This is a genomic window from Ruegeria sp. CDSA077 (assembly GCF_059612265.1).
The window spans coordinates 313,510-332,620 of sequence record NZ_JBXWQG010000001.1 but is presented as its reverse complement, the minus strand read 5'-3'; the positions used below and the strand labels follow the sequence as shown (position 1 = coordinate 332,620).

Annotated in this window: 21 protein-coding genes; 3 read left to right on the top strand and 18 right to left on the bottom strand. The window is 58.3% G+C overall.

Translation table 11 applies throughout. The features are described 5' to 3' along the window. Positions 1-9 precede the first annotated feature (9 nt). The 15 genes from AC2FLE_RS01680 to AC2FLE_RS01610 all read right to left on the bottom strand — a co-directional run bounded on the left by AC2FLE_RS01680 (position 10) and on the right by AC2FLE_RS01610 (position 12,513). Complete coding sequence (locus AC2FLE_RS01680; protein WP_271950193.1) at positions 10-231, bottom strand: DUF5337 domain-containing protein; 222 nt, start codon at positions 229-231, stop codon at positions 10-12. A 32-nt stretch (positions 232-263) separates the two neighbouring features. Beyond that, positions 264-1,364, bottom strand: a complete 1,101-nt coding sequence (gene nuoE / locus AC2FLE_RS01675; protein ID WP_496694872.1) for an NADH-quinone oxidoreductase subunit NuoE — start codon at positions 1,362-1,364, stop codon at positions 264-266. Beyond that, complete coding sequence (locus AC2FLE_RS01670) at positions 1,364-2,587, bottom strand: NADH-quinone oxidoreductase subunit D (RefSeq protein ID WP_496694871.1); 1,224 nt, start codon at positions 2,585-2,587, stop codon at positions 1,364-1,366. Before AC2FLE_RS01670 ends, nuoE begins: the two co-directional genes overlap by 1 nt. Beyond that, positions 2,587-2,718 (bottom strand): hypothetical protein, encoded by a 132-nt coding sequence (locus AC2FLE_RS01665; protein WP_271950199.1) that lies wholly within the window; start codon positions 2,716-2,718, stop codon positions 2,587-2,589. Before AC2FLE_RS01665 ends, AC2FLE_RS01670 begins: the two co-directional genes overlap by 1 nt. Before the next feature lies 1 nt (position 2,719). After that, a complete protein-coding gene (locus AC2FLE_RS01660) occupies positions 2,720-2,893 on the bottom strand; it encodes a hypothetical protein (RefSeq protein ID WP_170433422.1) in 174 nt (57 codons plus the stop codon). Beyond that, complete coding sequence (locus AC2FLE_RS01655) at positions 2,893-3,498, bottom strand: NADH-quinone oxidoreductase subunit C (RefSeq protein ID WP_496694870.1); 606 nt, start codon at positions 3,496-3,498, stop codon at positions 2,893-2,895. Before AC2FLE_RS01655 ends, AC2FLE_RS01660 begins: the two co-directional genes overlap by 1 nt. A 10-nt stretch (positions 3,499-3,508) precedes the next feature. After that, positions 3,509-4,042 carry a NuoB/complex I 20 kDa subunit family protein gene (locus tag AC2FLE_RS01650; protein WP_037307875.1) on the bottom strand — a complete coding sequence of 178 codons (534 nt, stop codon included), beginning with the start codon at positions 4,040-4,042 and terminating at the stop codon, positions 3,509-3,511. Then, a complete protein-coding gene (locus tag AC2FLE_RS01645; protein ID WP_496690852.1) occupies positions 4,033-4,398 on the bottom strand; it encodes an NADH-quinone oxidoreductase subunit A in 366 nt (121 codons plus the stop codon). Before AC2FLE_RS01645 ends, AC2FLE_RS01650 begins: the two co-directional genes overlap by 10 nt. Before the next feature lie 182 nt (positions 4,399-4,580). After that, on the bottom strand, positions 4,581-5,363 hold the full coding sequence (locus AC2FLE_RS01640; RefSeq protein ID WP_496694869.1) for a crotonase/enoyl-CoA hydratase family protein: 783 nt from the start codon (positions 5,361-5,363) through the stop codon (positions 4,581-4,583). A gap of 3 nt (positions 5,364-5,366) precedes the next feature. After that, complete coding sequence (locus tag AC2FLE_RS01635; RefSeq protein WP_496694868.1) at positions 5,367-6,221, bottom strand: hydroxymethylglutaryl-CoA lyase; 855 nt, start codon at positions 6,219-6,221, stop codon at positions 5,367-5,369. Positions 6,222-6,285: 64 nt separating this feature from the next. Next, positions 6,286-8,217, bottom strand: coding sequence for an acetyl/propionyl/methylcrotonyl-CoA carboxylase subunit alpha (locus AC2FLE_RS01630; RefSeq protein WP_496694867.1), 1,932 nt, complete (start codon positions 8,215-8,217; stop codon positions 6,286-6,288). Between the two features lie 10 nt (positions 8,218-8,227). After that, positions 8,228-8,896: a hypothetical protein gene (locus AC2FLE_RS01625; RefSeq protein ID WP_496694866.1), complete on the bottom strand. Its 669-nt coding sequence runs from the start codon at positions 8,894-8,896 to the stop codon at positions 8,228-8,230. Positions 8,897-8,901: 5 nt separating this feature from the next. Then, entirely contained in the window at positions 8,902-10,506 is a 1,605-nt protein-coding gene (locus tag AC2FLE_RS01620; RefSeq protein ID WP_496694865.1) for a carboxyl transferase domain-containing protein, read from the bottom strand. Between the two features lies 1 nt (position 10,507). Beyond that, positions 10,508-10,990, bottom strand: a complete 483-nt coding sequence (locus AC2FLE_RS01615; protein WP_281994878.1) for a DUF4365 domain-containing protein — start codon at positions 10,988-10,990, stop codon at positions 10,508-10,510. Further along, entirely contained in the window at positions 10,987-12,513 is a 1,527-nt protein-coding gene (locus AC2FLE_RS01610) for an AMP-binding protein (RefSeq protein WP_496694864.1), read from the bottom strand. The genes AC2FLE_RS01615 and AC2FLE_RS01610 overlap by 4 nt, the downstream gene beginning before the upstream one ends. Before the next feature lie 136 nt (positions 12,514-12,649). Here AC2FLE_RS01610 and AC2FLE_RS01605 point away from each other — a divergent pair, with 136 nt between their 5' ends. Then, positions 12,650-13,255 carry an OmpW/AlkL family protein gene (locus AC2FLE_RS01605; RefSeq protein ID WP_496696068.1) on the top strand — a complete coding sequence of 202 codons (606 nt, stop codon included), beginning with the start codon at positions 12,650-12,652 and terminating at the stop codon, positions 13,253-13,255. A 52-nt stretch (positions 13,256-13,307) separates the two neighbouring features. Here AC2FLE_RS01605 and AC2FLE_RS01600 read toward each other — a convergent pair whose 3' ends face one another. Next, entirely contained in the window at positions 13,308-14,471 is a 1,164-nt protein-coding gene (locus AC2FLE_RS01600) for an isovaleryl-CoA dehydrogenase (RefSeq protein ID WP_496694863.1), read from the bottom strand. A gap of 176 nt (positions 14,472-14,647) precedes the next feature. On the opposite strand from AC2FLE_RS01600, the gene AC2FLE_RS01595 reads away from it, so the two are divergent. Further along, positions 14,648-15,718, top strand: a complete 1,071-nt coding sequence (locus AC2FLE_RS01595) for a Hint domain-containing protein (RefSeq protein ID WP_496694862.1) — start codon at positions 14,648-14,650, stop codon at positions 15,716-15,718. On the opposite strand, the gene AC2FLE_RS01590 is transcribed toward AC2FLE_RS01595, so the two are convergent. Both AC2FLE_RS01590 and AC2FLE_RS01585 read right to left on the bottom strand, forming a co-directional pair. Beyond that, complete coding sequence (locus tag AC2FLE_RS01590; RefSeq protein WP_496694861.1) at positions 15,719-16,909, bottom strand: DegT/DnrJ/EryC1/StrS family aminotransferase; 1,191 nt, start codon at positions 16,907-16,909, stop codon at positions 15,719-15,721. A 40-nt stretch (positions 16,910-16,949) separates the two neighbouring features. Beyond that, positions 16,950-17,621, bottom strand: a complete 672-nt coding sequence (locus AC2FLE_RS01585; RefSeq protein ID WP_496694860.1) for an HAD-IA family hydrolase — start codon at positions 17,619-17,621, stop codon at positions 16,950-16,952. Positions 17,622-17,755: 134 nt separating this feature from the next. Here AC2FLE_RS01585 and glmU point away from each other — a divergent pair, with 134 nt between their 5' ends. Beyond that, positions 17,756-19,108: a bifunctional UDP-N-acetylglucosamine diphosphorylase/glucosamine-1-phosphate N-acetyltransferase GlmU gene (gene glmU, locus AC2FLE_RS01580; protein WP_496694859.1), complete on the top strand. Its 1,353-nt coding sequence runs from the start codon at positions 17,756-17,758 to the stop codon at positions 19,106-19,108. The last annotated feature ends 3 nt before the right edge of the window (positions 19,109-19,111 follow it).

The following is a 19,111-nucleotide window of genomic DNA, read 5'->3' as shown; positions in this document are numbered from 1 at the left end:
GTATTACCTTCAGCTGTCCTGACGCATGCGCCAGAGTTGAAATATGTTGACGCCCGCATAGATGAAACCGGCCAGCGCGGCAAAATCAAACAGCAGCGCATAGCGTCCCGGCAGTTCCATCGCAGGGCCAATGAACATCGTCATGGCAAGCCAGATCAGCATGGTCACGGCGATGACCACCCCGATATGTCGACCCTTGCGGGCCATGGCCTGTTCCTTGTCCTTGTCCATCTTGTCCTAAATGCCCAGAGCGGGCACACATCCTAGTCTTCGTATGTACCGTCGTCCTTGACCCGCTTGGCGAACTCGGTTTCTTCACCCGCCGCCAGCTTGGTGGCCTGATCAATCCAGCCGTCTCTCTCGATCCGGCCTTTGAACTTCAACCGCGCATCAACCCAGGCAACCTGCTCGGGCGTCCATTTGGCGATCTGATCATAATGATAGAAGCCCAGCTGGTTCAGCGTCTTCTCAAGCTTAGGCCCGACACCTTTAAGCAGCTTCAGATCGTCCGACCTGCCGTCCCGTGCACCCGAAAGCGTGTCGGGCTGGTCTTCTTTGACCGCCTTCGCCTCAGCCGCTTGTTTAACCGCGGGTTTGGCCGGTGCGGGGGCCTTGGGAGGATTCGGAGCAGCCTTTGTCGCCGCTGCCTTGCCATCTTTGCCCAGCCATGGCGTCAGGATCGGAACCTCGGTCCCGTCGATGCGTTTGACGGTATCCCCCAGATCAGTCGCCAACTGAACGCTGGCATTATACTGGGTTCGGCCGCTGTCATACTCTGTCAGGCTGGTCAGTCCCTTCAAGGGCTCTGCCGCATAGCGCCCATTCTGAGGGCCCGGTGTCGGCACTTTGCCAGCGGCCAGATCGTCGATGATCTTGCCAAAACCCTCGGCGGTCAGGTCTTCGTAATAGTCCTTGCCGATCTGCGCCATCGGCGCGTTGGTGCAAGAGCCCAGGCATTCGACCTCTTCCCAACTCAGCTTGCCATCGGCGGACAAAGCATGCGGCTTGGCGGCGATCTTGTCCTTGCAGACCGCGATCAAATCCTCGGCCCCGCAGATCATGCAGGAGGTGGTGCCGCAGACCTGAATATGCGCCACCGAGCCAACGGGTTGCAGCTGGAACATAAAGTAGAACGAGGCTACCTCGAGCACACGGATATAGGCCATTCCCAGCATGTCGGCGACGGATTCAATCGCCGGGCGGCTCAGCCAGCCCTCCTGCTCCTGCGCGCGCCACAGCAGTGGGATGACTGCGCTGGCCTGACGCCCCTCGGGGTATTTGGTGATCTGCGCTTTGGCCCATTGCTGGTTGGCAGCGGTAAAGGCGAAGCTTTCGGGTTGTTCGGGATGAAGACGGCGGAGCATTAGCGGTCAATCTCTCCAAATACGACATCCATGGTGCCGATGATGGCGGCGACGTCGGCCAGTTGGTGGCCTCCGGCAATGTGGTCCATGGCTTGCAGGTGCAGGAAGCCCGGCGCGCGCAGTTTGGCTCTGTAAGGCTTGTTGGTGCCATCGGCAACCAGATAGACGCCGAATTCGCCCTTCGGGGCCTCGACGGCGGCATAGACCTCGCCCGCAGGCACGTGGAAGCCTTCGGTGTACAGCTTGAAGTGATGGATCAGGCTCTCCATCGAGGTCTTCATGTCCGAGCGTTTGGGCGGGGTGATCTTGCCACGGGCCAGAACGTCTCCGGGGCAGTCCCGGATTTTGGCGATGGCCTGACGGATGATGTGCAGTGATTGACGCATCTCTTCCATGCGGCAGAGATAACGGTCATAGCAGTCGCCGTTCTTGCCGACGGGGATCTGGAACTCGAATTCATCATAGCATTCATAGGGCTGCGCGCGACGCAGGTCCCAGGCCAGACCCGATCCACGGACCATTACACCCGAAAAACCGTATTTCTGGATGTCATCCTCAGTCACCACACCAATATCGGCGTTGCGCTGTTTGAAGATGCGGTTCTCGGTCAGCAGACCGTCAATATCGTCGAGAATGGTGGGGAATTCGTGGCTCCACGCCTCGATATCGTCCAGCAGTTCCGGCGGCAGGTCCTGATGCACACCGCCGGGGCGGAAATAGGCCGCGTGCAGACGGGCGCCGCAGGCGCGTTCATAGAACACCATCAGCTTTTCGCGTTCTTCGAAACCCCAAAGAGGCGGGGTCAACGCGCCCACATCCATCGCCTGAGTGGTCACGTTCAGCAAGTGGTTCAGAATGCGCCCGATCTCGGAATACAGTACCCGGATCAATGAGCCGCGGCGCGGCACCTCGACCCCGGTCAGCTTTTCGATGGCCAGACACCAGGCATGTTCCTGGTTCATCGGCGCCACATAGTCCAGACGGTCGAAATACGGCAGGTTCTGCAGATACGTCCGGCTTTCCATCAGCTTTTCGGTGCCACGGTGCAACAAACCGATATGCGGGTCGCAACGCTCAACAATCTCGCCATCCAGCTCAAGCACAAGCCGCAAAACCCCGTGCGCCGCAGGGTGTTGCGGGCCAAAGTTAATGTTGAAATTGCGGATCTTCTGTTCTCCGCTCAGCGCGTCCGTGCTGCCGTCATCATATCTTGAGCCGTCCATCAACGCCCCCGCTTATTCTTTTTTGCATCAGCCCGAACCCGAACCTTTTCGGCCTCGGCCGCCTTGGCTGCAGCCCCCGCCAGAAGGACCCCCAGCGCACCCAGCACGATCAGTTCCCCCAGCATCATCATCTCAGCGGCGCTCCAGCTCTTGCAGTTTCAGCCCGACCCACCACAGCAACGCGATCGTGCCAAAGGGGATCAGACAGAGCAGGCACCAGTATTTGTTAATCCCGAAGAACGGCAAAATCTTCACCATCGGGATGATGGTCAGTGCAGATAGGATCAGCCACCAAATGCCACCCATTATTCGTTCTCCTGTTTCTCATCGCCGGGCAGGATGTAATTCGCACCCTCCCACGGAGACATGAAATCAAACTGACGGTATTCCTGCACCAGATTGACCGGCTCATAGACCACACGCTTTTGCGCCTCGTCATAACGGACCTCGGTATAACCGGTGGTCGGGAAATCCTTGCGCAGCGGATAGCCACGAAAGCCATAGTCGGTCAGGATTCGCCGCAGATCAGGATGGCCCGAGAAAAGGATGCCGAACATATCGAACACCTCGCGCTCGAACCAGTTGGCCGAAGGGTGAACATCGACAATCGACGGTACCATGTCATCCTCACGGATCGACACGCGCAGGCGGATACGCTGGTTCTGGTACATCGACAGGAAGTGATAGACCACATCGAACCGCTTGGCCCGTTCGGGATAGTCAACGGCTGTGATGTCCACCAGGGTCGAAAACTTGCAACTGGCATCGCCCTTCAGGAATTCGATAAATTCCACAAGGTTCGACGGGGCCACGTCCACGTTCAACTCATCATAGGTGACATCCCAGGACAGAACGCAATCGGTCCGTTTGAGTTCCAGCTGCGCGCCGAGTTCTTTGAGTGCTTCGCTCATTGCCCCCTCCTCAGCGTACAATGGTGCCGGTGCGGCGGATTTTGCGCTGCAGCTGCATCAGACCATACAACAGCGCCTCAGCCGTCGGAGGGCATCCAGGCACGTAGATATCGACCGGCACAATGCGGTCACAGCCGCGCACAACAGAATAGGAATAATGGTAATACCCGCCGCCGTTGGCGCAGGATCCCATCGAGATCACATAGCGCGGCTCGGGCATCTGGTCATAGACCTTACGCAGCGCAGGCGCCATTTTGTTGGTAAGCGTTCCGGCCACAATCATCACATCCGACTGACGTGGGGACGCGCGTGGCGCGATCCCGAACCGTTCGGCATCGTAACGCGGCATCGAGGTGTGCATCATCTCAACCGCGCAGCAAGCCAGACCGAAGGTCATCCAGTGCAACGACCCGGTGCGCGCCCAATTGATGATATCCTCGGTCGAAGTTAGCAGGAACCCTTTGTCCTGCAGCTCGGCATTCAGGGCCTGGGTGGCGACTTCTTTATCGACGCCGGCGGTGTTTGCACCCGTCATCACTCCCATTCCAGGGCCCCCTTCTTCCATTCATAGGCAAAGCCGATGGTCAGAACGCCCAGGAACACCATCATGGACCAGAATCCGACATCGCTGATGTCTTTGAAAGCCACGGCCCAAGGGAACAGGAACGCAATTTCCAGATCGAAGATGATGAAAAGAATCGCGACCAGATAGAATCGGACGTCGAATTTCATCCGCGCATCGTCGAAGGCGTTGAAGCCGCATTCATAAGCGCTGACCTTTTCCGGGTCGGGATTGCGGACGGCCAGCACCACAGCGGCAAGAATCAGGACGATTCCAAGGCCCGCAGCGACGACCAGAAACACCAGGATCGGGAGGTACTCCCGCAGCAGGTCTTCCACGAATAGCTCCTTTCCTGCGCGTGCCCCGTAGGGGAGCGCCGTCAATTAGCGTGTTGACTGGACATTCTCTATCCGCGCGGGGTCAGAGGGTCAACCAAACACAACCGCATGGCACCCTAATATTCCGTTTCATTCCAGCCGAACTTCGATCCGTGAAACGCCCAAACCGACAGAACGTAAACCTAACTATTCCATACAGGTTTTCGCTTGTCGAAGAATGCGCTGATTCCCTCATGCGCCTCGTCGGTTTCCCAGCGCGCAACAAGCGCCCGGATCGTTTGGTCAATAACGGGATCGTCAACACGCGGCCCCAAACCATGGACCAAGGCCTTGGCCGAGGCCACCGCACCAGGCGCACATGACAGATAGGGTTCAACCTCGGCCTCGACAGCGTCGGCCATATCTTCTGCTGATACCGTTTTTGCCAATAGGCCCAAATCGACGGCCTCGGCCGCGTCAAACAATCGGGCCGACATAAAGACCCGCCTCGCACGTGCCGCCCCCATCCGAGCGACGACATAGGGGCCGATGGTGGCCGGGATCAGACCCAGTCGCGTCTCGGTCAAGCCCATTTTTAGGGTCTCGACGCCAATTGCCACATCACAGACAGCGGCAAGACCCACACCGCCACCAAAGGCGTTGCCCTGTAACGCTCCGATCAGCGGTTTGGGCATCACGTTCAACGCCTGCAACATCTCGGCCAGTTTGCGTGCTTCGACAAAGCGTGTCTGAGGATCCGCTGCCATCTGGTCTTGCATCCAGCCCAGATCCCCACCGGCACAAAAGCTTTTGCCTGCTCCGGTCAGAACGACGACGCGCACAGTGCCATCGCTGCCCAACTGCACCGCCGCTTGTGTCAGTTCCCGGATCATCTGCGCGGACATCGCATTATGCTTCTCCGGGCGGTTCAGCGTCAGGGTTGCAATGCCACGTGGATCAACCGTGACCGAGATCGTTTCAAACATCGCCTACTCCGCCCTCATGGCCAGTGCCATTTGTGCCGCTTGTTCCACGATCCCCAGATCAAGCCCCGTTTCGTATCCAAGACGCTCTAGATGCGCGACCACGGCTTCGGTGGCCACGTTCCCTGCGGCGCCGGGTGCATAGGGGCAACCGCCCAGCCCCCCGACTGCTGAGTCAAATGTCCGCACGCCCAGCGCCAATGCAGCGTCGATATTGTCGATGGCCCGACCATTGGTGTCGTGGAAATGTCCCGCCAAGCGGGTAACAGGCACCGTCTCACGCACCGCCAGAAGCATATGGGCGATAGTGTCCGGTGTTCCCTGCCCGATCGTATCCCCCAGCGATACCTCATAGCAGCCCAGCGCAAATAATGTGTCCGCAATCTCGGCCACCTTCTCGGGTGGGGTCGGACCATCATAGGGGCAGTCGGTCACGCAGGACACGTAACCGCGCACTGGCAGGTCAATATGGCGCGCAGCCTCTAGGATCGGTTTGAACCTCTCAATGGATTCGGCGATGGTCGCGTTGAGATTGGCCTTCGAGAACCCTTCCGAGGCAGATGCGAATACGGCAATCTCATCCGCATTGGCAGACAAGGCGTCCTCGTACCCGCGCATATTCGGCGTCAGCGCCGCATAACGCACCTTACCAACCCGCTGGATCCCGGCCAGAACATCGGCACTGCCAGCCATCTGGGGCACCCATTTCGGAGACACAAAACTGGCAACTTCGATCCGATTGAAGCCCGCCTTGCTCAGGCAATCGATCAGAGCGACTTTCTCGGCAACAGGAATTTCCCGCTGTTCGTTCTGCAGCCCATCACGTGGCCCTACTTCAAAAATGTCGACCCGTTCACCCATAGCTTTCGCCTCCCGTTATGCCGTGTTGTCCCGACTGTGCCACGTTGCGGCGCAGCGGGACAGATCATTCCTCCTCCAGCCGGACCAGCGCCGCGCCGGCCTCGACCTGAGCGCCGGTTTCGGCCAGCACCTCGGCGATCACGCCATCGCGGGCGGCCAGCAGAGAATGCTCCATTTTCATCGCTTCCAGAATGGCCAGTCGATCACCTTCTGAGACGGCTTGCCCTACGGTGGCGAACATGGCCTTGACCAGACCGGGCATCGGCGCCTCGACCACATTCGTATCGCCCAAGGCGCTTGCATCGCGATCGAGCGGATCGATATGCTCAAACACTTGCCCATAGTCATCGAATACTGTGATTGTCACACCAGCCAGTGCCACGGGCGGCATCGGGCGGTCATCAATGTACCAGCCTCCATTGCGCCGTTGCGCCAGAACCGTTGTGTCCTTGATCTGCCAGACCTGCCGGACAGGTCCTTCGACCTGTACGTCTAGATCAATGAGCTCGCTATCGCACTTCAACTGGACGGCCCGGTGCAGCGGCGCCCACAGGCTGAAACCCGTGTCGGGCCCGGTCTCGACCAGATCAAGCGCCGTCATGGCTGCTGCAACAATCAAGCGCGCGCCCGCATCAGAAGTTCGGACCAGCCCGTCGATATCCCGACCGATCAGCCCGGTATCGACATCGCCCGCCGCAAATCCAGGGTGCCGGGTCAGCGCGCCAAGAAACGAGAGATTCGTGACCGTCCCGGCAACCTCGGTCCGCCGCAGAACCCGGTGCAGGTTTTCCAGCGCCACCGCGCGCGTCGGGCCATGCACCACGACCTTGGCAATCATCGGATCGTACCAGGGGCTGATTGTATCGCCGGACCGCACTCCGCTATCGGCGCGGCATTCCGCAGGAAAGCGCAGATGTGTCAGCGTACCTGTTGCGGGCAGAAACCCTTTGGGCACGTCCTCGGCGTAAAGCCGGGCTTCGAACGCATGCCCGTTGATCGTCAGGTCATCCTGCGTTTTTGGCAGCGCCTCACCCGAAGCGACTCGCAACTGCCATTCGACCAGATCAACGCCGGTAATCGCCTCGGTCACGGGGTGTTCCACCTGCAAGCGCGTGTTCATCTCCATGAACCAGAACCGATCCGGGCGCAGCCCGTCCGAGGCATCGACGATGAACTCAACCGTGCCTGCGCCCTTGTAGCCAATCGCCTCGGCGGCGCGCACGCCCGCCTGCCCCATGGCCTCACGCATTTCAGTTGTCATTCCAGGAGCCGGGGCCTCTTCGATCACTTTCTGGTGCCGCCGTTGCAGCGAACAATCGCGTTCGAACAAATGTACCGCTTGGGTGCCATCGCCGAACACTTGCACCTCGATATGCCGGGGCTTGGATACGAATTTTTCGACCAGAACGGCATCGTTGCCAAAGGCGGTTTTCGCCTCTCCCCGCGCACTGTCTAGAGCCTCAGTAAAGTCTTCGGGGTGCTCTACCAGCCGCATCCCCTTGCCGCCGCCCCCCGCAACGGCTTTGATCAGCACTGGATAGCCGATGGTCTGGGCCGCGCCCGCCAGATGATCAGGGTCTTGGTTATCGCCGTGATAACCCGGAACCACGGGCACGCCCGCCTGCTCCATCAACACTTTTGCCGCGTCTTTGAGGCCCATCTTGCGGATCGCATCCGCCGAGGGCCCGATAAAGATCAGACCCGCAGCCTCAACCGCGTCAACGAAACCGGGGTTTTCAGACAGAAACCCATAGCCGGGGTGGATCGCCTGCGCGCCCGTATCCAGCGCTGCCTGAATGATCACATCACCCTTTAAATAGCTGTCCGCCGGGGCCGCGCCACCGATATGCACCGCCTCATCCGCCATTTGCACATGCTTGGCCGAGGCGTCCGCGTCCGAATACACTGCAACACAGGACACACCCATTTTCTGAGCCGTTTCCATCACCCGACAGGCAATCTCGCCCCGGTTAGCAATCAGGATTTTGTTGAACATTGATCGCCTCCTACCACCATGACCCACTCTTTTCGTCTGTCAAATGCACGCGAACAAAGTTCGGCAACGGCCATGCATCCCGATCCATGCCGCTAATCTTGCCAAGATGACCATCGCGATATGCGTGGCGATAAAGTTCGGGGTGAATAGTGATCTCGATCTCAGCCAGCGCGCCTTCGACCTTAGTCTTTGTTCTGTCAATTTCGTCCGCAAGCTTGGCTTCATCGCTTTTACCCATCAAGATGCGTGGCAAAGCGATGTCACCGAACACTTTCTTCCCTACGGATAGGGCGATTGCCAAAATTAAATTACCGACCAATCCGCCAACGATATCCACAGCCGAGTTCAATCCGAAACTCCAACTCAACCAACCACGCTTACCCTTCTCGGCTGCGAGTTCTGCACGCATCCGATCAAATTCACGCGCAAAAACCTGGCGAAATTCGCGCGCAAACCGAACGCGACTGAAATCGTCTCGCCCAGAGAATATCTTTAACGCCGGGCGAACGAAGTAGCCGCCATTCGACCGATCAACAAATTCCTCGAAATCAAAGAGAAAAAAGTAGTACTCCGGATCGCGAGAGTTGTGCACCAGAAAAACAGAAATCTCGGCTCTTTTGGTGAGGTCCGGCATTTTGACCTCTGGCAGGGTATCAAGAATTTTCTTTTTTAGATTCATCGTATCTACATCCTGAACACGCCAAAGCGTGTCTCCTCAATCGGGGCATTCAGGGCGGCACACAGCGACAAGGCCAGAACATCGCGACTTTTGCGCGGGTCGATGATGCCGTCGTCCCACAGCCGGGCCGAGGCATAGAGTGGGTGAGATTGTTCCTCGAACATATCCAATGTTGGGCGCTTGAATTCGATCTCTTCCTCAGCCGACCAACTGCCACCCTGCCGCTCGATCCCGTCGCGCTTAACAGTCGCCAACACGCCCGCGGCCTGCTCGCCGCCCATCACGGAAATCCGCGAGTTCGGCCAGGTCCACAGGAACCGCGGCTGATAGGCCCGCCCCGCCATGCCATAGTTCCCGGCCCCGAACGAGCCCCCGACAAGCATGGTGATCTTGGGCACCGAAGTTGTGGCAACGGCTGTCACCATCTTTGCCCCGTGCCGCGCGATGCCTTCGTTTTCGTATTTGCGGCCCACCATAAAGCCGGTGATATTTTGCAGGAATACCAGCGGGATTTTGCGTTGCGAACACAGCTCAACAAAATGCGCGCCCTTTTGGGCCGCCTCCGAGAACAGCACGCCGTTGTTGGCGATGATCCCAACGGGGCAGCCTTTGACATGGGCAAACCCGGTCACAAGCGTCTCACCAAAGCGCGGTTTGAATTCATCGAACCGAGAGCCATCGACGAGCCGCGCGATCACCTCGCGGATATCATAGGGCGTGCGCAGGTCGGCGGGAACAACGCCCAGAATTTCCTCGGGGTCATAAGCCGGGTCTTCGGGGCTGGCCCAATCCACGGTCTGCGGTTTGCGCAGATTCAGAGAACGCACCGCCTGCCGCGCCAAGGCCAGCGCGTGGGCGTCGTCCTCAGCCAGGTAATCGGCCACGCCGGACAGACGGGTATGGACGTCGCCACCGCCCAGATCCTCGGCGCTGACAACCTCTCCGGTCGCGGCTTTGACCAAGGGCGGACCGGCCAGAAAGATCGTGCCCTGATCTTTGACGATGATCGTCACATCCGACATCGCGGGCACATAGGCCCCGCCCGCCGTACACGAACCCATGACCACCGCGATCTGCGGGATTCCTTTGGCACTCATTCGGGCCTGATTATAGAAGATGCGGCCAAAGTGGTCGCGGTCGGGAAAGACCTCATCCTGGTTGGGCAGGTTCGCCCCGCCGCTGTCGACCAGATAGATACAGGGGAGTTGGCTTTCCTCGGCAATCTCCTGCGCGCGCAGGTGTTTCTTGACCGACATCGGATAATAAGTGCCGCCCTTCACGGTGGCGTCGTTGCAAACCACCATGACCTCGCGCCCCTGCACCCAGCCAATGCCCGCAATCACACCAGCGCTTGGCGCTGCATCACCATACATCCCATGCGCCGCCGTCGCGCCGATTTCCAGAAACGGGGACCCCGGGTCCAGCAGGTTCGCCACCCGACGGCGCGGCAGCATCTTGCCCCGCGATTCATGCCGCGCGCGGGATTTTTCACCCCCGCCCATACGGGCCGCTTCGGCAACGTCAGAGATTTGCCCCAGCGCGTCGAGATGAGCCGCGCGGTTTGCTTTAAAGCCCTCAGAGGTGGGTATGGCTTTTGATGTGAGTTTCATCTTATTCCCCTAGCGCCTGTCTCAATCGCGAAAAGTCGGGTTGGCCCTGCATTGAAATGCGCCATGTATCAAACCTTGGGTTCGGATATTCTTGATTTCTGACTTTCGAGCGCCCATTCATCCAAATACTCCGATGTCCTGCATTTTTTCCAGAGGAAGTGGTCACGCAGTTCTTTATGAAATCCGCTGACGACATTAGCCACATTTCGTCGAGACGTTCTGAATAGAACAAAAAGTAATAACCATCTCGTTCCTTCGGATGAGACTGCCCGACGCCGAACAAAGCGGAAGAACCAAATTTCACCTGACCCGAACGTGCTTTGATTTGCAGGTCGATCTTTTGTCCTGCTCTGCCTCGGATGATCGCGTCAATGCCATCATCATCGACAAGCGGTACAAATACATCGAAGCCATCTTTTAGCAGCAGCCCGATAACCCAATATTCGATGCGCTTTCCAAATGACGCGGAGTTTCTGAAACTCATCTTCTGACCTCCAACGCCGCCCGCGCCTTCAATTCCTTCCGGATCACTTTCCCCGTCACCGTCATCGGTAGTTCCTCCAAAAACGTCACCTCACGCGGATAGGAATACTGCGCCAGACGATCCTTGACCCACTCCTGCAGTTCACGCTCCGCAGCCTCAGCCCCCGGCTTCAAAACCACATAAGCCTTCACAATCTCGGTCCGCAGTTCATCAGGCTTACCGACTACACCCACCGTCGCCACCGCCGGGTGGGTCAGCAGGCAGTCCTCGATCTCGGCCGGGCCGATGCGGTACCCGGCCGAGGTGATCACGTCATCCTCGCGGCCGACAAAGCGCAGATAGTCGCCGTCCCAGACGCCTCGGTCGCCGGTGATCAGCCAGTCGCCCCGGAACTTCTCGGCCGTCGCCTCAGGCCGGCTCCAATATTCCAACAGCATCGAGGCCGAGCCTCGGCGGATGGCCACGTCGCCCTCTTGATCTGTGGGCTGGCCATCCTGGTCGATCACTGCAACTTCATGCCCCGGAACCGGTTTACCGATGCAACCCGGGCGCACGGGAAAATCCTCAGCGCAGGAAGACACGACCATGTTGCATTCGGTCTGGCCGTAGAATTCGTTGATCGTCAGGCCGAACGCCTGCTTCCCCCATTCCAACATCTCGGCACCCAGCGGCTCCCCTCCGGAAGCGACCGAGCGCAGACCGGGAATCGCCTGATCCGTGGCCTTGAGCATCCGCAATGCGGTAGGCGGAAAGAACACGTTCCGTACCCCGCCACGTGCGATAACATCCACACAGGCCTCTGAAGTGAATTTCTCAAGCCGGGCCGCCACAACGGGAATGCCCAGTGCCAGCCCTGGCATCAACACATCGAATAACCCGCCAATCCAGGCCCAGTCGGCGGGCGTCCAAACACAGTCACCTTCGCGCAGATGGTTGTGGCTGATCGAGACCCCCGGCAAATGGCCGGTCAAAACCCGATGCCCATGCAGCGCGCCTTTGGGGCTGCCCGTGGTGCCGGAGGTATAGATCAGAACTGCCGGATCCTCGGGGCCGGTATCGGCAAAGGGCACCGGATCATCAGACGGAGCTATCTGATCGACCCGAACCGGTACGGCCAAATCCCCCAGCAGTGCAGCACCCTCTGCGTCTGTCAACACCAGTTGCGCCCCTGCATCCGCGACACGCGAGGCCAGCGCGTCATGTTTGAACAATTTAAACAAAGGCACCGAAATCGCGCCGATCTTCCAGATCGCAAGATGCGCCGCCGCGCAGCCGGGTGACTGGCTGAGCAGTACTCCAACGCGATCCCCAGGCCGCACCCGATCGAGCAAGGCGAGTGCGATGTCATCGGCCAAGCGTCCGAGTTGTGCAAACGTGACGACCTTGCCCTCACTCCCGGTCAGGTCGATGATCGCCGTCTGCTCTGGGGGCTGTTCCAAACATTGCCGCGCCATGTTCAACCGGTCCGGCAGGTCCCGGCGCCCACCCTGATGCAAACCAGGTATGCCTTCAGCGGGACACATTACCGAAACCCTTTGTTTTTCTAGGTCTTTTCTGAATCGAACCACCAAAGACGGTCACGGGAATTTGATGCAGATCAGAGTCGGCGGGCTTTGCTTCATGCAAAACCCGGTCATCAACAAATCCAAAGGCCGTAAAATGACCAAGAAACTCGCCGCTTTGACCCTTTCGACCGCGCTCGTCGCATTTGCTGCGCCCGTTTTCGCCCAAAATCAGGGCGACTGGACCGTTGGTGTCGGTGTCGGCTATCTCGACCCGAAATCCGACAATGGATCCCTCGCCGGGCTGGATGCAGATGTCGATTCCGACACACGCCCGATCTTTACTGCCGAGTATTTCGTTCGGGATAATCTGGGTATCGAGCTGCTGGCCGCCACACCGTTCAGCCATGAGGTCACACTGGGTGGCAGCCTCGACGCAGGGACCGTCAAACACCTGCCGCCCACACTGTCGCTGAACTATCACTTCCCGACCAACTCGGTCTGGAAACCCTATGTCGGCGCGGGCATCAACTATACCATCTTCTTCGACGAAAAATCGGCTCTGGGTGATCTCGAACTCGACAACTCGGTCGGCCTCGCACTGCAGGCCGGTCTGGACTATATGGTCACCGAAAAAGGCGCCGTGCGTTTGAACGTACGCTGGTTCGACATCGACTCGGACGTCAAACTGAACGGTGCCGATATCGGCACCGCTGAAATCGATCCTTGGCTGGTTGGCGTATCCTACGTTCACCGCTTCTGATCCTTTACACAGAACGCCCTGCCGTTACCTCGTCGGCGGGGCGTTTTTTTGCTCAGAGCATTTCGTTCATCAGTTCCCGTCCGATCAGCATCCGGCGGATTTCGCTGGTACCGGCGCCGATTTCCATCAGCTTGGCGTCGCGGAAAATGCGGCTGACCGGCGAATCCGACAGGAACCCCGCGCCGCCCATAGCCTGAACTGCCTGATGGGCCTGCGTCATGGCCTGTTCCGAAGCATACAGACAGCACGCTGCCGCATCTTGCCGGGTCACATCCCCGCGGTCACAGGCCTTGGCGACCTCGTAGACATAAGCCCGGGCTGAATTCATGGCCGTGTACATGTCAGCAATCTTGCCCTGCATCAGCTGAAAGCTGCCAATCGGTTTGCCGAACTGCTTGCGCTCGGCCAAATACGGCATGACTTCGTCCAGACAGGCGGCCATGATTCCGGTTCCGATCCCGGCGAGCACGACGCGTTCGTAATCCAGCCCTGACATCAGAACCGTGACACCCTTACCCTCCTCGCCCAGTACATTTTCAAAGGGCACCTCGACGTCATCGAAAATCAATTCCGCCGTGTTTGATCCGCGCATGCCCAGCTTGTCGAAATGGGGCGACGTGGAAAAGCCCGTCATCTCTTTTTCGACCAGAAAGGCGGTGATCCCTTTGGATCCAGCATCAGGATCCGTCTTGGCGTAAACGACCAGAGTATCCGCGTCCGGCCCGTTCGTGATCCAGTATTTGCTTCCGTTCAGCCGGTAGTGGTCGTTGCGCTTTTCCGCCTTCAGCTTCATCGAAACGACGTCTGATCCGGCGGACGCCTCAGACATGGCCAGCGCGCCCACATGTTCGCCGGAAATCAACCGAGGCAGATATTTCGCCTTTTGCTCGGGGCTGCCGTTCAGCTTGATCTGATTGACGCACAGGTTTGAATGCGCCCCGTATGACAATGAGATTGAGGCAGAGGCCCGCGCCACTTCTTCGACTGCGACGGTATGGGCCAGATAGGACATGGCCGCGCCACCATATTCCTCGGACACTGTAATTCCCAGCAGGCCCAATTCGCCCATCTCGCGCCAAAGCTCATTGGGAAACGCGTTCGAGGCATCGACCTTCGCGGCCATCGGCTTCACCCGCTCTTGCGCCCAGCGATGCACCATTTCACGCAGTGCGTTCACATCTTCACCCAGATCGAATTGCATGGCCGCCGTGAACATCGAACTCTCCCAGTAAATGAACGATTGTTCAAATAATCTGCCATGACCATGAACCCGGGTCAAGCGCTGACCGAAAAAGGTTCACCCGCGAGCCGGTCCGGGGCGTCACAAATTCACCATACTCGACGATTAGATCGCCAAAGCCGTTAAGGTTTTTTGCTTCAAGGATTCTGCGAATGGCCCCAACCAATGTCATCGTAAATGGTACTTTTAATAGCGGTTCCGCAAATTGGTCTGGTACGGATATCGAAGCTGACCACACTGAGGGTGCCTATCTCGGGAATGGTTCATCGAATCGTGTTGCCGAAATGGATGGCAACGCAAGCCAAGTCACGGTGATGGAGCAAACCTTTACGCTGGATGACCCCAAATCCGGCGAGCTTAGCCTGGATTCCGCACTTAGGACGGCATCTAACTCAAATGCAGGCAGCGAAGGATTTACCGTCGAGATTCTGGACAGCAACGGCGTCGTTATCGCCTCGATGACTGTTCTGCCGACTGCGAACAGCTTTTCCACATTCACCATGCAGGTCGATTTCCCTTCCGCCGGTGACTATACCCTGCGCCTTACCGAACTTGGCCCTAATGATAGCCTTGGCGCCATTGTCGATAACATCGAGTTACTGGTGTGTTTTTGTCAGGGCACCCTGATCGAGACGGAATTCAGGGAACGTCCCGTTGAAACCTTGCGTGAAGGTGATCTTGTGCTGACCCGATCGGGGCTGAAACCTGTCAGATGGATCGGACAGCGGCATCTTTCGGCAACCGATCTGGCAATCAATCCAAACCTGAATCCGGTTCGAATCGCGAAATCCGCATTGGGGGACGGTTTGCCGAAACAGGATCTACTGGTTTCCCGGCAGCACAGAATGCAAATCTCTTCGGCGGTGGCGCAGCGCATGTTCGGATCGCCGGATGTGCTGGTCGCGGCCATCAAGCTGTCGGAATTGCCGGGAATCGAGATAGACAACAGCCTTGATCAGGTTGTGTATTACCACCTGCTGTTCGACAACCACGAAATCGTTTTTGCAAATGGCGCCCCGAGCGAAAGCCTGTTGCTGACCGACACGTCGCTGGCATCCGTTACGGCGCAGGCCCGCGAAGAAATCCAAATGATCTTTCCGAATCTGCTGGAAGCCAAGAATACGGTGCCGTCTTATCCGATCCCTGAAAATCGGCTGCAAAAAAGACTGGTCGAGCGGCTGCGGAAGAACCAAAAATCCCCGCTCGAGTCACAGGTAATGTGATCAGGACTGGAACACCGCGCCGACTTCGGAGCGAATGATCCGTGCGATCAACCGGCAATCATCCAGTGAAAAAGTCAATGGCACCCGCATATCCATGATCCCGGTCAAAATGCGGTCACTCGCAGGCAGAGGCGCGCTTTCCACATATCGCCAACTGTCATAGCGCGAGGTAAATCCGGTGGGCTCTGCTCCGCCGAACCATTTCAGATCCACACCACGCGCCGCGCAGCGCTGCATCACAAGAGCAATCCGTTCGGGTGACCAGTCCAGCAGCAAGAACTGAATAGACGAGCCCACATAAGTTTCCGCCTCGGGTCGTTCGACAATGGTAAGTCCCGGCGTGCCGCGCAGCCCTTTTTCGATCTCGACATAGCGCTCATTCCACCGGTCAATCTGTTGTTCCAGATTGCGAAGCTGCGGCCTAAGGATCGCGGCCCTCAAATTGTCCATGCGCCCTGAGATATTGGGCGTGGTGTACTTGATCCGCTCGAACACCTCTGGGCCCGGCGCTGCAAGGTGGCGCTCATACAGCATGTAGGAACCTGAAAGGACCGTCGCCTTGGCAGCCAGTTCCTCGTCATCGGTAATCAACAAACCGCCTTCACCGGAATTTATGTGCTTGTAGGTCTGGCAGGAATAACACCCGATAACGCCCTGCCGTCCGGATTTTTGCCCGCGCCATGCGGCGCCCATCGTGTGCGCGCAATCTTCGATCACGGCCACACCGGCGGCATCGCAGATTTGCATCAACCGATCCATGTCGCACAGATGCCCGCGCATATGGCTGAGCATCAGCACATCAGACTGATCCAGTTTGCTTTCGAGATCATCCAGATCAATCGTCAGCGCTTCGGTCACACCGACAAATACCGGCTTGGCTCCGATCGAGGCAATCGCCCCCGGCACCGGCGCCAGGGTGAAAGCGTTGGTCAGAACCGTATCTCCGGGCTGCACCCCTATCGCGCGCAATGCTGTCGCCAGTGCATAGCCGCCCGAGGAGACCGCCAGACAATATTTTGCGCCGGTCTGCGCGGCAAATTCCTGTTCTAACAGGGCGGTCTCGGCCAGTTCGCCGGGCGACACGTTATATCTGTGCAGCCGGCCATGACGCAAAACGGCCAGAGCCGCCTCGATCGCCTCATCCGGGATTGGTTCCTGCTGGGTGAAATTGCCAGTAAACTTCTCAGTCATCTTTTCGCTCTTGAGGCCGCGATGGGCCGGGGTCAAGGGGTCAGGCTGCAGCTCCGACCAAATCAAAAACAAGTTTCGGCAGGTCATCAAAATGATGCAACAGCGCTTCGGGTTTCAGCGCAGCCATGTCGTCGCCAGATGGCCCGAATGTTACCAGCACCGAAGGTACACCTGCAGCAAGCGCCGTATTCCGGTCGGTGTCGGAATCCCCGATCAGAACGCACAGATCCGGGTGTCCGCCGGCCCGGCGGGCAGCTTCACGCAGGGGCTCCGGATCGGGTTTGCGAACCGGCAAAGTATCCGCACCGACGAGTGAGCCGAACCGGTCGCGCACACCCATTTGGGTCAGCAACTGATGTGCCAGAGCCTCGGGTTTATTAGTGCAGATGCCAACGCCATAGCCGGCCTCTTTCAACTTTCCAACCGCGTCCAGCGCGCCTGGATAAAACCGGGTATGGGTGTCAATCGCCTCCGAGTACGCTTCTAAAAGCATCGGGTAATAAGCGTGAACAGCCTGCTCGTCATAGGCTCCGACCCGCTTCAAACCGTGGGTCAGCATCATCCGCCCACCATGCAAAGCGATGCCAGCATCCTGCCCGTGGACCAGCACATCGCCGTGCCCCATATCGCGAAAACAATGGTTTGCGGCCTCCAGCAAATCCCCGGAAGTATCCGCCAGTGTCCCGTCCAGATCAAAGATGACTGTTCGCATTACGCCTCCTGCCTCGGCGGGTTTTCGCCACGTCTTGTTGCAAACGGCAATCTAGTTTGATGGCTGAACCGCTTGCGACTTTACCCTCAGCGGATAAAACGGACTGCAACAAAACACAAAGAGAAAACGATTTCATGAGTATCGCCCTTGTCATCCTTGCTGCCGGTAAAGGCACCAGGATGAATTCGGATATCCCGAAAGTCCTGCACCCGATTGCTCAGGCGCCTATGCTGGTCCATGCCATGCGCGCTGGTGCTGTTCTGTCGCCCGAGCGGACCGTCATTGTCACCGGGCACGGGTCCGAAGCCGTTGCCAAAGCAACCCTGGCCGAGGACGAGACCGCACAAATCGCCATTCAGGCCGAACAGCTGGGCACCGCCCATGCTGTCGCACAGGCGCGCGAAGCGCTGCAGGGTTTCAACGGCGACGTGGTTGTTCTGTACGGGGACACGCCCTTTTTGCAACCCGATACGTTGGAACGTATGATCGAAGCGCGGACCAAGAACGATCTGGTTATTCTGGGTTTTGAGGCCGCAGATCCTGCACGCTATGGCCGGTTGGTCATGAACGGACAGACCCTTGAACGCATCGTCGAATACAAAGACGCCTCAGATAAAGAGCGCGATATAACACTTTGTAATTCTGGCCTTTTGGCCTGTGACGCTGAATTGCTGTTTTCGCTGATCGACAGCGTGGGAAATGACAATGCCGCCGGTGAATATTACCTGCCGGATGTCGTGGCAATCGCCCGATCCCGTGGCCTGAATGTCACCGCAGTCGCCTGTGACGAGGCACAGACGCTGGGTGTGAACTCACGCGTTGACCTGGCCGCTGCGGATGCGGTTTTTCAGGCCCGTGCCCGCGCCGAACTGCTGGATTTGGGGGTCACGCTGATGGCGCCGGAAACCGTCTATCTGGCCGCTGATACCGTCATTGGCCGCGATACGGTGATCGAACCCAACGTGGTCTTTGGCCCCGGTGTCACGGTGGAAAGCGGTGCAACGATCCGCGCGTTTTCGCATCTTGAGGGCTGCCATGTCAGCCGCGGCGCCATCGTCGGCCCCTATGCCCGCCTGCGCCCCGGCGCTGAGCTGGCAGAAAACACCCGCGTCGGAAATTTTGTTGAAATCAAGAATGCTGAGATCGCCGAAGGCGCCAAGGTCAACCATCTCAGCTATATCGGGGACGCAACGGTTGGGGCGGCGACAAATATCGGCGCGGGCACGATCACCTGCAACTATGATGGCGTGATGAAGCACCAAACGACCATCGGCCAGAACGTCTTTGTCGGATCGAACACCATGTTGGTGGCACCTGTCACCATTGGTGACGGCGCGATGACGGCCACCGGAACCGTGGTGACGCGCGATGTGGAAGCGGATGCTTTGGCCGTTGCGCGCGCCAAGCAGGACAACAAGCCCGGTTATGCGCGTAAATTGTTTGACATGTTGACGGCGAAGAAGGCTCGTCGCGACAAAGGAGCCTGACAG

Excerpts from the sequence above, each read along its gene's own strand:
- AC2FLE_RS01600 (WP_496694863.1), bottom strand. The coding sequence starts at position 14,471 with ATGTTCACGGCGGCCATGCAATTCGATCTGGGTGAAGATGTGAACGCA.
- glmU (WP_496694859.1), top strand. The coding sequence starts at position 17,756 with ATGAGTATCGCCCTTGTCATCCTTGCTGCCGGTAAAGGCACCAGGATG.
- AC2FLE_RS01615 (WP_281994878.1), bottom strand. The coding sequence starts at position 10,990 with ATGAGTTTCAGAAACTCCGCGTCATTTGGAAAGCGCATCGAATATTGG.
- AC2FLE_RS01610 (WP_496694864.1), bottom strand. The coding sequence starts at position 12,513 with ATGTGTCCCGCTGAAGGCATACCTGGTTTGCATCAGGGTGGGCGCCGG.
- AC2FLE_RS01680 (WP_271950193.1), bottom strand. The coding sequence starts at position 231 with ATGGACAAGGACAAGGAACAGGCCATGGCCCGCAAGGGTCGACATATC.
- AC2FLE_RS01665 (WP_271950199.1), bottom strand. The coding sequence starts at position 2,718 with ATGATGATGCTGGGGGAACTGATCGTGCTGGGTGCGCTGGGGGTCCTT.
- AC2FLE_RS01650 (WP_037307875.1), bottom strand. The coding sequence starts at position 4,042 with ATGGGAGTGATGACGGGTGCAAACACCGCCGGCGTCGATAAAGAAGTC.
- AC2FLE_RS01595 (WP_496694862.1), top strand. The coding sequence starts at position 14,648 with ATGGCCCCAACCAATGTCATCGTAAATGGTACTTTTAATAGCGGTTCC.
- AC2FLE_RS01655 (WP_496694870.1), bottom strand. The coding sequence starts at position 3,498 with ATGAGCGAAGCACTCAAAGAACTCGGCGCGCAGCTGGAACTCAAACGG.
- AC2FLE_RS01640 (WP_496694869.1), bottom strand. The coding sequence starts at position 5,363 with ATGTTTGAAACGATCTCGGTCACGGTTGATCCACGTGGCATTGCAACC.
- AC2FLE_RS01625 (WP_496694866.1), bottom strand. The coding sequence starts at position 8,896 with ATGAATCTAAAAAAGAAAATTCTTGATACCCTGCCAGAGGTCAAAATG.
- AC2FLE_RS01590 (WP_496694861.1), bottom strand. The coding sequence starts at position 16,909 with ATGACTGAGAAGTTTACTGGCAATTTCACCCAGCAGGAACCAATCCCG.
- AC2FLE_RS01605 (WP_496696068.1), top strand. The coding sequence starts at position 12,650 with ATGACCAAGAAACTCGCCGCTTTGACCCTTTCGACCGCGCTCGTCGCA.
- AC2FLE_RS01620 (WP_496694865.1), bottom strand. The coding sequence starts at position 10,506 with ATGAAACTCACATCAAAAGCCATACCCACCTCTGAGGGCTTTAAAGCA.
- nuoE (WP_496694872.1), bottom strand. The coding sequence starts at position 1,364 with ATGCTCCGCCGTCTTCATCCCGAACAACCCGAAAGCTTCGCCTTTACC.
- AC2FLE_RS01635 (WP_496694868.1), bottom strand. The coding sequence starts at position 6,221 with ATGGGTGAACGGGTCGACATTTTTGAAGTAGGGCCACGTGATGGGCTG.
- AC2FLE_RS01660 (WP_170433422.1), bottom strand. The coding sequence starts at position 2,893 with ATGGGTGGCATTTGGTGGCTGATCCTATCTGCACTGACCATCATCCCG.
- AC2FLE_RS01670 (WP_496694871.1), bottom strand. The coding sequence starts at position 2,587 with ATGGACGGCTCAAGATATGATGACGGCAGCACGGACGCGCTGAGCGGA.
- AC2FLE_RS01585 (WP_496694860.1), bottom strand. The coding sequence starts at position 17,621 with ATGCGAACAGTCATCTTTGATCTGGACGGGACACTGGCGGATACTTCC.
- AC2FLE_RS01630 (WP_496694867.1), bottom strand. The coding sequence starts at position 8,217 with ATGTTCAACAAAATCCTGATTGCTAACCGGGGCGAGATTGCCTGTCGG.